The organism is Planctomycetota bacterium (assembly GCA_038746835.1).
Lineage (GTDB): Bacteria > Planctomycetota > Phycisphaerae > Tepidisphaerales > Tepidisphaeraceae > JBCDKH01.
Map to the genome: position 1 here is coordinate 1 of JBCDKH010000117.1, position 11,997 is coordinate 11,997.

The window sequence follows — 11,997 nt, forward strand, 5'->3', positions numbered from 1 at the left end:
AATCCGGCCGACTTTGCCGCGGCGGCTGAGGGGGATCTGACCGACAACGTCGATCTCCTGACGGCCGTGCCGGAGCAGGAAGAGGCCCTTGCCTCGATCCGCACGTCGACCATCCCGAGCTGGCTCGGCGAGGTACGCGACGTCGCCGTCGGCCTCGATCTGCTCGGCGCGACCGCGGCCGAAGCCCAGGCCAACCCGCTGCCGATGATGGTGCTCGCCTCGGTGCCTGCCGTCATCGACCCGGTTCTCGCCTTTGGCACGTCCGCCTACGACGACGTTTCGGACGGCGAGGACTTGAACTGGTCGGGCGGGCTTGCTTCGCTCGCAAGCGATGCCGTGATGGTCTTCGATGACTCGGGTAACGCCCTGACCACCGCCGCCGACATCTTCGGTGCTGCTGAGGACCCGCGCCTTGCCGGTCCAGCTCTCGCCGCGGCGAGTGGGATCGAGTTCAGCAACCCGGCGTACGCCTCGTTCGCATCGGCGGCCCTTTCCAGTCGCCCGACCGAGGCAGGCCAGTACCTCAGCGGTGGCTATCGCGGCACGTGGATCGGTACGGCACTCGGCGACGTTGCGGGCTTCCTGCTGGCAGGTCAGTACCTCGACGAGGACGACTTCCGCAGAATCAGCGGCAGTCGCTCGGTGATCGCGGCGCAGCAGAACTTCAACAACCGACAACTCCTCTTCGCCTCAGCCAATCCTGGCATTGGCTCGGCCGGGGCTTACGCCAGCCGTCAGAACCTGGCACTGACCAACCTCATCAACACCAGCCCGACCTTTCTGAACCAGCAGACCCGGCTTGCCGTCGCCAACGTGGGCGTCGGATCGATGATGCCGACGGTCACCTCCGGCGGCTTCTCGCTCGGCGGTGGAAGCACGAGCGGCCTGACCGACATCGAAATCGAACTCCCGCTGACGTTCCGCATCTTCGACGGCGGCGCGGTCGACGGCGACACTGTTCAGCTGAGCGTGGTCGATCGTAACGGCAACCTCGTACTCCGGGACGACAGCGTCGACCTGCCAGGACCTCCCGGCGTGACCTACTCGCCGACGATCGACGCCGGGCGGATCGAGATTCAGCTGCTCGCGCTCAACCAGGGTTCAGTCGGTGCCAACACCGGCGCGATCGAGATCGAATCGCCCATCACCAGCGGCTCATCGTCGCAGAGCTACGCCCTGAGCACCGGCGAGACCGGCGTCCTGGTGATCGAGGCGAGCAACCCCTGATCACTCGGCACGCCTCATCTCGATCGCAGTCGTCGCCAGACAACAGAACCGTTCCTCCCGCGAAAACCACCTCCGACATGTCGCGCGTCTCTCGTCATCGCAGCACCTCGTCTGCTCTCTTCGCCATCGCGGCCCTCATGGTCACTGGCCCGACTGCCGTCGCGCAGCTGGCTTCAACGCCAGACCAAGGCCGAATCATCGTCGAGCAGACGGAGCGCGACGCACTCGATCGCCCAGTCTTGACGCCGCCCAGGGCCGAGGACTTCCTCACAGGCGACGGCGATCTGCTGCTCCTCGAAAAGTTCGATCTCTTCTACCTGCGGACGGACTCGGAACTCATCGCAACGTCCAACGCGACGCTCAGCGATGACGCCAACGCCGATCTGTACCTCGTGCAGGAGTTTGTCGGCGGCTGGCGAACGGTGCTGGACGAGAAGGTCGCGGTGTACGCCGAGACCGGCTTCAATGTCCGTCTCTACGTCGACAATGACGAACTCAACTCGACTGTCGCCTTCTTTCGCACCGGTGCCTCCACACGCGTCGGCCCCAACGACGACTTCATCATCGGCGGCGACGTTGCGATCGATCTGATTCGTGACGACTTCTTCAACGACGACATCAACGATCAGGTCACGCTCGACGCCTATGTCGCCAAGCCGATCATCCTCGAAGGCGGAGCCGTCACGTTCACGCCACGCGGCACAGGCCTCGTCGTCTTCGGCGACGTGAGCGACTTCAACAAGATCGAGGGCATCGTCGGCAGCGACTTCGCCTACCGGTTTTTCGGCGAGGACGTGCCGGAGGCGATCCGCGATCGACTGCTCATCGTCGCGTCAGTCGACGGCTTCGGCCGGTACTACTTCGACTTCTTCGAAGAGTTCACCGGCGAGACCCGTTTCGACTTCGGCGTTCGCGGTGGGACGGGCCTTCGGTACTTCTTCAACGACCGAATCGCCGCCCGGACGGAAGTGAGCCTCACGTACCAGACCAGCACGGTCGATGCGCTCGACTACTTCGAGGCGGCGGCGAGTGCGGGTGTCTGGCTCGAGTATCGCTTCTGACACCATCGGCACGAGACGGCCGCGACGTCGCTACGCTGACGGGCCATGCGACACGTCATTAGTGCTCTTGTCACCAACGAACCCGGCGTGCTGGCCAACGTGGCCGGCATGTTCGCGGCACGCGGGTTCAACATCGACTCCCTCGTCGTCGGCCGGACCGAAGACGACGAGCTCTCCCGCATGACCGTCGTCGTCGAGGGTGACCAGAACGTCATTCGCCAGGTCCAGGAGCAGCTGGCCAAGCTGGTGCCGGTCGCACGCGTCCGCAACCTGACGCAGTCGGCCTACGTCGAGCGGGACCTTGCCCTCGTCAAGATCGACGCCCCGCCGGAGAAACGGCACGAGATCACGGAACTCGTCAACATGTTCCGCGGCAACGTCGTCGACGTCGGCCCAGAGAGCATGAGTGTCGAGATCTCCGGCCGAGAGGAAAAGGTCGAGGCGTTCGTCGACCTCGTCGGCCCGTACGGCATTCAGGAGATGGCACGCACCGGCGTCATCGCCATCGCACGCGGGACGCAGAGCGATCGCCTTCGCAAGCGCTACGGCCGTGTCGAACCGGACGATCAGAGCAAACGCGTTCGCAGCCTTGACAACGCGTCGGGCGAGAGTCTGCCGCCGAGTTGATCGTGGCCGCGACCGCCGCTGCGAGCAGTCCGAATGATCGAGTGCGTGCGCCGCTGTCGGCGTGGCTGTTTCTTTTACCGATGCTCGTCGGCGTCGTCGTGTTCGGCCTCATTCCGGCCGGGCGAACCGTCATGCTGTCGCTGGGTCCCGGCGAGGATCGGCTGGTGTTCTACCGGTTGGCGGTGCTGGATCCGCTGGTCTGGCTCGCCGCGGTGAACACGCTGGGTTTTGCGATCCTCTTCGCGACGCTTCAGACGGTGTTCGCCACGGTGGTCGCCCTGCTCATCGTCTCCGCGAACGTTTGGGCCGGCCGGGTGCTCGCGGCGGTCCTCTTCGCGGCGCACGTGCTCGGTGCGACGTTCGCAGGCGTCCTGTTTTCCGCGTGGTTCGTCGATCGCCGCGGCGGCTTGAACGGCCTGCTTCAGACGGTCGGACTCACGAGTGAGCCAATCGACTTCCTCGCCTCGCCGACGCTAGCGATGCCGATCCTGCTCGCCGTCGCGCTCTTCGGCGGAACCGGCTTCGCCGTGCTCTGGGTACTGGCAGCGTTGCGTCGTGCCGACCCGCACATCGCCGATGCCGCTCTGCTCGACGGCTGTGGACCGCTCCGCCGAATCCGTCACGCCACCCTGCCGCAGATCCGCCCGACGCTGGCGATGCTGGTCGTCGCCGGGCTGTTCTTCGGCATGACGCTCTTCGAGCTGCCGTACGTGCTCTTCGACGGACCCGGCCCCGGCTATCGCGTGCTGACCGGTGCGATGCTCGTCTTCTCGGCTGGCCTCGTGCGTGGCGACGTCGGCTACGCCTCTGCCATCGCTGTACTGCTCGCGATCGCGACGACGCTTGTCGTAGCGCTGACGTGTCGTCTCCTTCGCGTTGGCCGGGAGGAGGTCGGACTGGAATGACGCCGAGACGCACGCTGCCGACCGTCATCGTTCTCGTGCTTGGAGCCGTGGTTGCGACGCCGCTGGTCTGGCTGGTGACCGGTGCCTTCGGCCTGCCCGACGGCCTGACGCTGCGTGGCTTCGCCGCGCTCTTCAGGGGTTGGCCGATGCTGCCGTGGCTGCTGAATGGCATGGTGATCGCGGGCGGGCAGACACTGCTTGCGGTTCTCATCTGCAGTGCTGCGGCGTTCGCCTTGAGCTGCTACGACTTCACCGGCAGGCGCATCGTCATCGCGCTGCTCGTCGCCGCGGCGGTTCTACCGTCGCCGGCGGTCGTGACCGGGCTCTTCGCGACCGTTGCCTCGATCGGCGGCGTCGACACATACTGGGCCGCGACGCTGCCGGGCGTCTTCTCGGGCTTCGGCGTGTTGGTCTACTTCGCCTCGATGCGATCGCTGCCGGCATCGCTCCTGCAGGCCGGCCGCCTCGACGGGGCGCGTGAGTGGCGGCTCTGGTGGCACCTTGCCCTGCCCGCACTTCGGCCCACGACTTCCGTCTTCGCGCTGCTGCATTTTCTCGCCGCTTGGAACGCCATCCTCTGGCCTGCCGCGGTCCTGGCGAGCGACGCCAAACGCCCCATCGCCGTCGGCCTGAGCGAAGCCCGAACGTCACGTGCTTTCGAGGGCGATCCGACACTGCCGCTGTCGGCGACGCTGATCGCGCTCGTGCCGGTCGCGGTGCTGTTCGCAGTTGCGAGTCGCGATCTGCTCAGGAGCCGTCGAGCAGACTGATCGGCAACAGCTCCCCGACAACACCCGTCGCCCTGTCCGCATCGAACGGCCCGACCCGCGTCCGCCGCAAGCTCGTCAGGTAGCCAGTCGTCCCGAGCATCTCCGCGAGATCGCGTGCGAAGCTGCGGACGTAGAAACCCTTGCCGACGGTCATCTCCACCCGCACTCTCGGCCAGTCCATCTCAACCAGTCGCATTGCATGCACCTGAACCTCCCGTGCCGGCAGGTCGACGTCTTGCCCACCACGAGCCAGGTCGTATGACCGCCGCACACCGACTTTGATCGCGCTGAATGCCGGCGGCTTCTGCATCATCGGTCCGGCCGCAGCAGACAAGAGTGCCTCGACTTTCGCGCGGCTCGGCTCCGCGATCAACGGGCCTGGTTCCTCCGGTGACTCGGGGTCGAGCGTCTCGGTCGTCGCTCCACACCGGACATCGGCCACGTACGTCTTCGGCAGCGTCATCACGCGCTCACTGGACTTCGTTGCCCGGCCGACGAGCACGACGAGACAACCGGTCGCAAACGGATCGAGCGTCCCGGCGTGCCCCACCTTCACGCCGCGGCCGAACCGCCGCTTAACGTCGTTCAACGCCTTGGCCGACGTGATGCCGGCGGGCTTGTCAATGACCAGGAACCCGTCCAGCATTGGTCGACGCTACGGCCCTTTACGTCGCTGTATCAGCTTGGAAACCGTGCGAAACTCTGTTACTTTTGCGTAATGGGTCGAAAACTGCAATCGGTAGCTTTGCTTGCCTGTGGCTCGATCACGCCGCTCGTTGGAGCTGACGTGTTTGTGGAGGGAAGCGTCTCCCGCGATGGTGTCGTCCTACCCAACGGGCCTGTTACTTCCGGAGTGTTGAGCGGCAACGTGTTCGAAGTCGGCAACGAGTTCGGCAACGGCAGCCTTCGCTATCTCGACGGCGTCGGCGTCATCGGCCAAGAACTGATCATCGGTGTCCAGAATCCAGGCCTTGTCGAGGTCGACGGATTTCTTGCCCGCGTCGCTGGGCCGACTGGATTCGGCGACCCACTCGTTGCCCTCGGCAATGCGCAACTCGAGATCAAAAACGGCGGCGAGTTCGCCGCCTTCGACATCACCGACCAGTCTTCTGCCAATTCGTTCACAAACTCCGTGATCACCGTCGACGGCTCCGGCTCGACGCTCACGACCCAGATGCTGGAGCTCGGAATCAGTCCGCTTCGACTATCCCAGCTGACCATCAGCAATGGCGCCCGCCTCGACTCCGGCAATGCCTTCCTCGGCGGGCAGAGTTCGTCTTCTGGCGTTGTGATTGCCGAAGTGACCGGCGTCGGCTCGGTCCTCACGGTCCAGTCGCCGCTGGTCGTCGGAGCGAGATCTTCGCTGACCATCCGCAACGGTGGGACCGTTGCAACGAACTTCACCGCAGTTCAAGGCTCGCTCACGTTGGACGGCGGCCTCTTGCTGGCCAACGGGAGTGGCGGCGCGCCGCAGCTCTCATTGGACGGCACCCTCAGAGGTGATGGCCTCGTCGGGCAGGAACTTCAGATGGACCTCAACGCACGGCTCAGCGTTGGGCCGGGTCAGACGCTCACCTTCAATGCCCCGTTCGCCCTGCACGATCTCAGCGGGGTGACCACAGTCGACGCTGGCACGCTTGAGTTCATTCAAGGCGATGCGAGCCTTTTTCCTAGTGGGAGCATTGTCGCGAGCAACGCGACCCTCGCCGCCGATCAGTGGTTCCTCGGTGGTCCGCTGAGCGTCGTCGGTGGCGGGACGACAGAGGTGTTCGGCCGCATCCAGACCAGTCCTGTTCAAGATGGTGGAGCCGTCCGCGTCGCCGAGAACAGCACCGTTCGTTTCTTTGCCAACTTCGTCAACAACGACGAAGTCGACGTTCGACCGGGAAGCACAGCAACGTTTCTCGACGTGGTGCAGGGCAATGGCTCGTTCGTGGGCGGCGGGGATTTCGTATTCCTCGGAACGCTCGCCCCCGGCAACAGCCCGGCCGAAGTCTCATTCCAAGGCGATGTCACGCTCGGCACCTCTTCCACGCTCGACATCGAACTCGCCGGCCTGACCAACGGCAGCTTCGACCGACTCGACGTGTCCGGCGACGCCGCGATCGCTGGCAGTCTCGTCGTGACGGCGATCGACGGCTTTCAGCCATTGCCGGGCGACAGTTTCGAGATCATCGCCGCCGATGCGGTGGCCGGGACGTTCGATGCAGTCACAAATGCTTTCGGCCTCGTCGGCCTCGGGCTCGACGTCGACTACTTCACCGATGCCGTCGTGCTGGAACCGACGCGCCTGCTCGACGGCGACGCCAATTTCGACGGCGTCGTCGACCTGGCCGACTTTGGACTGCTCCGTGCCGGTTTCGGAGATTCCGGCCGCAACGCCGCTGATTTCAACCTCGACGGCACCGTCGACCTGGCCGACTTCGGAATCCTCCGTGCCTTCTTCGGCCAGAGCCTCGGTGGCGATCTCGGAGCCAGGGCTGGCGACCTCGCCATGATGGACGCTTGGGCCGCGACCGTGCCCGAGCCGGCGAGCGTGGCCTTGCTCGTTCCGGCCGGTTTGACGCTGCTGCGACGCAGGCGGTCGTAACCTTCGGGCATGACGCCTGCCCTTCGAGACGACCTCCGCAGCACGCTCGAGTCCATCCGCAACGACGGCCTGTACAAGGCCGAGCGATTGCTCTCGACACCGCAGGGCGCGTCGGCTGGCGTCGCGCCAGCGTCCGGCGTCCACGGCAGTCAGGCGAGTGACGTACCGGACGAGGTCCTCGTGCTGTGTGCCAACAACTACCTCGGCCTCGCGCAGCATCCCGCCATCGCGGAGGCGGCCCGACGGGGTCTCGACGAGTTCGGCTTCGGCCTGGCCAGCGTCCGCTTCATTTGCGGCACGCAGACCATCCACAAGCAGCTCGAAGATCAGATCAGCCGGTTCCTCCAGACCGACGACACGATCCTCTACAACTCCTGCTTCGACGCCAATGGCGGTTTGTTCGAGACACTGCTTGGCCCGGAAGACGCGGTCGTCAGCGACGCGCTCAACCACGCCTCCATCATCGACGGCATCCGTCTCTGCAAGGCCAAGCGCTTTCGCTACGCGAACAACAATCCCGTCGATCTCGAAGCCAAGCTGAAAGAAGCTCGCGACGGCGGAGCGCGCCACGTTTTGATTGCGACGGACGGCATCTTCTCGATGGACGGCACGATCGCTCGGCTCGACAAGGTGTGCGACCTCGCCGACAAGTACGACGCACTCGTGATGGTCGACGACTGCCACGCGACCGGCTTCGTCGGTGAGACCGGCAGGGGCACGCACGAGCATTGCGGCGTGATGGGTCGCGTCGACATCATCACCGGTACGCTCGGCAAAGCCCTCGGCGGCGCGTCGGGCGGCTTCACCAGTGGCCGGGCGGAAATCGTCGAGCTGCTGCGTCAGCGCTCGCGTCCGTACTTATTCAGCAACACGATCGCCCCGCCGCTGGTGACGGGCGCAATGAAGGCGATCGAGCTGGCGGAGACGGAGTCGTCGCTTCGCGAGCAGCTGCGTGAAAACACCGCCTTTTTCCGCCACGCGATGACCGACGCCGGCTTTGACATCCTCCCCGGCGAGCACCCGATCGTCCCCGTCATGCTCGGTGACGCCGCCCTGGCCGCTCGGTTCGCCGACGCAATGCTCACCTGCGGCATCTACGTCATCGGCTTCAGCTACCCCGTCGTCCCCAAGGGCCAAGCCCGCATCCGATGCCAGATGTCGGCCGCCCACACACGCGACGATCTGCAGCGGGCCGTCGACGCGTTCATCGACGTGAAAGAGCAGCTCGCCTCCTGAGTCTCACGCCGGAGACGAGCGTCGGTACAGCACACGAAACCGCCTGACCTCCGGCTCCATCGGGTCGTGCAGATCTTCGAAGCGGTCGAGTGTGAGGTCGCCTTCCAACGGGCGAAGGTCGTTACGCGACAGCGGCCAAGGTGGACCGTCGACGTCGGCATCGTCGTCGCGTCCGCGGCACTGGAGGAGCAGTCGTCCATCTGCAGCGAGGAGCCGCGGCAGCTGCCGCATCACGGCCGAGCGCTGCGGGTCGAGGAGCGCCTGAAGCGTGTACGACTCGAAGACGAAGTCGAAGCTGCCACGCCATGTTACTGGAGGATTGGCCGCGTCCGCGACCACGTACTCGACACGAGACTCAGGCCAACGTCGCTGGCACCACTCGATGGCGGTCGCTGACAAGTCGAACGCGACGATCGACGTCGCTCGTGGCGCCAGGGCCTCCGCGTCTTCGCCCAAGCCACATCCGACGACGAGAATGCGGCCGAGATCGCCGGGGTTCGAGTCGAGCCAATCGACGAGCATCGGATTCGGCCGATCGTCCGCCCACGGGACGCCGTCGACGTTGCCGTCGGCTTGCTGGTAGAGCGGCTCGAACCAGGCCGACGAGTCGCCAGCAGCGACCGCCTGACGGCTGAGCGCTTTCGCGCGTTCGCGTGCGTCACTTGGCAAGCGTGCGCCCTTTCGACTCAAGATGGTCACGAATTGCAGCCACGAGATCCGCGTCGCGCTCAGCATCAAACGGCCGGCCGTCGAGCTTCTCGGCTGGGTGGAGCCAGATCGGCTTCGTGATCAAGTCGGACGGCTCGTCGGCGTAACGCGGGATGATGTGGGCGTGGAGCTCGGGCTCCTGATTGCCGTAGATCGCATAGTTGATTCGCCGGCAGCCGGTCGCTGCCAGTACTGCGTCGCCCAAGGCAGCGACGTCACTCAGGAAGGCGAGTCGTGACGGCTCATCCAGGTCGTTCAACGTCGGAACCACCGGGTCGGCCATCAGCACGCACCAACCTCGCGGGTACTGCCGATCGGACATCACAGCCCATCCGGACACGAGGCGAGCAACGACCGCCGGATGTTCACCGCGATGAGCGCGGGCGATGCTGTTGGCAATGCCAGCCATGTTCGACCATTGGCACGTGCAAAGGTTCAGTCGATGTAGTCGACGTCGCCCTTGCGATCCATCGCGAGGTTGGCTAATCGATCGGCCAGCTTGTTCTGGTCGCGGAGCTTGTGCACGAACGACACCTTGCCGAGCTTCTTGGCGAGCGAGGAGGCCTGTTCGAAAAGCGGTTTGAGCTTCTCGTTCTTGACGCGGTACTGGCCTTTCATCTGTTTGATGACAAGCTCGCTGTCGCCGCGGACAGTGGTCTGCGACGCGCCGAGATCGACTGCTTTTTGCAACGCGAAGACAAGGCCCGAGTATTCGGCAACGTTGTTCGTCGCTCGCCCAACGAATCGCCCGGCTGTCACTAGCGGCGTCGACTCGTCGCGTGCATCGCGCACGACCACGCCGAACCCCGCCGGCCCGGGATTGCCCCGCGAACCACCGTCGAACTCCACGATCAGGTGCATCGCCGGCAGGCTAGGCACCGAGACACGACACGCTCAGCGATCAAGACCGTTCAAGCCGGTACTGGTTCGGCTGCCTCCGCTGCGGGCTCGGCGGGTACTTCGACCTCGGGCTCGATGTCCTCGCCCACGTGGCGAACGACGTAGACCTCGTCGACATCCTGGGCCTGGAACTCGGATGCGACGCGGGCGGCAAAGTCGTCTCGCGTCGAGACGGTGAATGGCCCGGCGATCTTCTCGACCTTGACGATCTTCACCTCGACCTCGACCGGCTCGGCGGTCTCGTCCTTGCCCTGGTGCAGCGACTCGGCGGCAGCGGTGGTGAGGATGCGCTTGATCTTGATCGGCACGCCCTTGCGATCGCGCTTGACGGCCTTCTTGCCGGTCTTGGCACGCGACGCACGCTTGGCCGTCTTCTTCTGCCGAACGGCCATCTCGGGCGTGAGGTCCTCGGGAATGTAGAGGATTCGGCCGCAACCCGGGCAGGTGATGATCTCGTCGCGAAGCTTCAGGCGGTTGTAGACGTCAACCACAAGCTCCATGTTGCAGGCGGTGCAATAGTAGCGCTCCTCCTTGCCGTCGATGTGACCGATCGGGGCGAGCGCTTCGCCGTCGTAGTTCTCGGCGAGTCGCTCGTAGGTCGCAAGCACGTCGGGCGGAACCTCGGCGGCGGCGGCGTCTCGCTTCGGGCGAAGCTCGTCGATCACCGCTTGAAGCTCGGCAGTTCGGCCTTCGATCTCGGCCTCGAGCTGCGTCGCCTTTTCGGCCTCGACCTTGGCCGCTTCCTGCTGCTCGACTTCCTGGGCTTTGAGCGCGTCGATCTGACTGGTCTGCGACAGGCCTTCCTCTTCAACTCGCTCGCGCTCAGACTTCTGCGTGTTCAGCTGCTGGAGCAGGGCCTGGTACTGGCGGTGATTTTTGGCTTCCTGCTGCTGCAGGCGAAGGTGCTCGATGTGCTCGTCGCGGTACTTGAGGTCGCCCTCCATCTCCATCTGCTTGGCGGTGATCCGCTGCAGGGAAGCGTGGGTCTCTTCGAGATGCTGCCGGGCGAGCTCGGCCCGCTTCTTCTGCACCCGCACGCCCCGGGTGGCCTTGTCGAGATCGTCCTCGGCTTTGCGGAGGTTGAGATCTGCCTTGTAGAGATGGAGTAGCCGTTGATTCGTGGGGCCCATGGGTGGCGTGCGTGCAGGGGTGGCGGCGTCCTCCACGCCGCTGTTTTCAAAGTCTGGAAGGGAGTGTAGCCAAGACCGCCCGTGCCGGCTGGCAAAAGGAGGCTGGTTGGAACGCGTCGGATGGCATCGGCCGGCGCACGCGTCGCACCGGGCAGCAACTGCGTCCGCGTGAACGACGCAAAGGAACCGCTTGGAATCGTGCGGAGACGTCCGTGGTCTCGATCGGGCGAGTCGCCGATAGCGGCACTGCCTGACGGAGAGGCCTCGTGTCATCGCGATCGCAGTTGCAGCCTCCGCGCAGCAAAACACCCGCAGCGTGGGCTGCGGGTGTTTGCTGTCCTTGGACAGGCGAATAGTCGGATGGCCATCCGTCGGTGTTGCCACCGACGATCCACCGTGAGGCGGACGAGGTTGTGCTGACAGTCGCTTCGGGGTTCGCACCCGTTGGCGTCTACAGAATCCCGTAGAAAGGAGGTGATCCAGCCGCAGGTTCCCCTACGGCTACCTTGTTACGACTTAGTCCCAGTCATCGAACCCGGCTTCGGCACCTCTGAGATGAGGCGACTTCGGCCGTTCCCGACTCCCATGACTTGACGGGCGGTGTGTACAAGGCTCAGGAACACATTCACCGCGACGTAGCTGATTCGCGATTACTAGCGATTCCACCTTCATGAAGGCGAGTTGCAGCCTTCAATCTGAACTTAGAGTAGGTTTTTAGATTGGCGCCGTTTCACAACTTAGCATCTCATTGTCCTGACCCAATGTAGCACGTGTGTAGCCCAGAGTATAAGGGGCATGCTGACTTGACGTCGTCCCCACCTTCCCCCGGTTTGTAACCGGTAG

Annotated in this window: 12 protein-coding genes and 1 rRNA gene; 7 read left to right on the plus strand and 6 right to left on the minus strand. The window is 64.7% G+C overall.

All coding sequences use genetic code 11. The annotated features are described in order from the left end of the window. The 5 genes from AAGI46_11530 to AAGI46_11550 form a co-directional block, all read left to right on the plus strand. Positions 1 to 1,227 (plus strand): hypothetical protein (locus AAGI46_11530; GenBank protein ID MEM1012836.1); only part of this gene is annotated, 1,227 nt, incomplete at its 5' end. Between the two features lie 77 nt (positions 1,228 to 1,304). Further along, positions 1,305 to 2,288, plus strand: coding sequence for a hypothetical protein (locus AAGI46_11535; GenBank protein MEM1012837.1), 984 nt, complete (start codon positions 1,305 to 1,307; stop codon positions 2,286 to 2,288). 45 nt (positions 2,289 to 2,333) lie between these two features. Next, entirely contained in the window at positions 2,334 to 2,915 is a 582-nt protein-coding gene (gene ilvN, locus AAGI46_11540; GenBank protein MEM1012838.1) for an acetolactate synthase small subunit, read from the plus strand. A 41-nt stretch (positions 2,916 to 2,956) separates the two neighbouring features. After that, positions 2,957 to 3,820 (plus strand): sugar ABC transporter permease, encoded by an 864-nt coding sequence (locus AAGI46_11545; GenBank protein MEM1012839.1) that lies wholly within the window; start codon positions 2,957 to 2,959, stop codon positions 3,818 to 3,820. Next, the gene (locus tag AAGI46_11550; GenBank protein MEM1012840.1) at positions 3,817 to 4,590 is read left to right on the plus strand and encodes a carbohydrate ABC transporter permease; all 774 of its coding nucleotides are present in this window, start codon (positions 3,817 to 3,819) and stop codon (positions 4,588 to 4,590) included. Before AAGI46_11545 ends, AAGI46_11550 begins: the two co-directional genes overlap by 4 nt. Here AAGI46_11550 and truB read toward each other — a convergent pair. Continuing rightward, a complete protein-coding gene (truB, locus tag AAGI46_11555) occupies positions 4,568 to 5,236 on the minus strand; it encodes a tRNA pseudouridine(55) synthase TruB (protein MEM1012841.1) in 669 nt (222 codons plus the stop codon). The two genes, AAGI46_11550 and truB, sit on opposite strands and share 23 nt — an antisense overlap. A 210-nt stretch (positions 5,237 to 5,446) precedes the next feature. Between truB and AAGI46_11560 the strand changes: the two genes are divergently transcribed. After that, the gene (locus tag AAGI46_11560) at positions 5,447 to 7,180 is read left to right on the plus strand and encodes a hypothetical protein (GenBank protein MEM1012842.1); all 1,734 of its coding nucleotides are present in this window, start codon (positions 5,447 to 5,449) and stop codon (positions 7,178 to 7,180) included. Positions 7,181 to 7,189: 9 nt separating this feature from the next. Continuing rightward, positions 7,190 to 8,416, plus strand: coding sequence for a glycine C-acetyltransferase (gene kbl, locus AAGI46_11565; GenBank protein MEM1012843.1), 1,227 nt, complete (start codon positions 7,190 to 7,192; stop codon positions 8,414 to 8,416). 3 nt (positions 8,417 to 8,419) lie between these two features. Here kbl and AAGI46_11570 read toward each other — a convergent pair whose 3' ends face one another. The 5 genes from AAGI46_11570 to AAGI46_11590 form a co-directional block, all read right to left on the minus strand. Beyond that, positions 8,420 to 9,085: a class I SAM-dependent methyltransferase gene (locus AAGI46_11570; GenBank protein ID MEM1012844.1), complete on the minus strand. Its 666-nt coding sequence runs from the start codon at positions 9,083 to 9,085 to the stop codon at positions 8,420 to 8,422. Then, positions 9,075 to 9,533 carry a hypothetical protein gene (locus AAGI46_11575; GenBank protein ID MEM1012845.1) on the minus strand — a complete coding sequence of 153 codons (459 nt, stop codon included), beginning with the start codon at positions 9,531 to 9,533 and terminating at the stop codon, positions 9,075 to 9,077. Before AAGI46_11575 ends, AAGI46_11570 begins: the two co-directional genes overlap by 11 nt. Positions 9,534 to 9,559: 26 nt before the next feature. Continuing rightward, positions 9,560 to 9,985 (minus strand): ribonuclease HI family protein, encoded by a 426-nt coding sequence (locus tag AAGI46_11580; protein MEM1012846.1) that lies wholly within the window; start codon positions 9,983 to 9,985, stop codon positions 9,560 to 9,562. 50 nt (positions 9,986 to 10,035) lie between these two features. Then, a complete protein-coding gene (locus AAGI46_11585) occupies positions 10,036 to 11,154 on the minus strand; it encodes a C4-type zinc ribbon domain-containing protein (protein MEM1012847.1) in 1,119 nt (372 codons plus the stop codon). Between the two features lie 467 nt (positions 11,155 to 11,621). Continuing rightward, a 16S ribosomal RNA gene (locus tag AAGI46_11590) occupies positions 11,622 to 11,997 on the minus strand; the annotation flags it as partial.